A 300-nucleotide genomic window follows, 5' to 3' on the forward strand; every position below is an offset into this window, starting at 1 on the left:
GCCATGAGGGGTCCTCATTTCTTTGTTTGCGCGCCTTCTTGCCAAGATCGGAACCCATCCAGTTGCGGAACGATCTCCACCATATATCCGCGCGGTCCTCTTCGTTGAGATCGCCCTGAACGCCTCCCTCGTGTGCGTCACCCGTATGGCCGCGACTGCCGCTCAAGAAATCGTATAGCTTCTTGTATAGCGCAGTCTGATCAGCAGCTGCCTTCTCAATCGCGGACTCTGCACTGTTGCTCAGCTTGATAGCCACAGGCTTTGTGCCACCAGCAGTAAGTGCCCCACTCGATATCGTAG

Annotated in this window: 1 protein-coding gene; it reads right to left on the reverse strand. The window is 55.7% G+C overall.

From position 1 onward, the window contains the following. The coding region (locus AC1RPN_RS08840; RefSeq protein ID WP_481763817.1) for a hypothetical protein at positions 1-256 on the reverse strand (256 nt) is incomplete at its 3' end. Between the last annotated feature and the right edge of the window lie 44 nt (positions 257-300).

The sequence above is a fragment of the Dellaglioa sp. CoH-57-MRSF-20 genome, assembly GCF_056781955.1.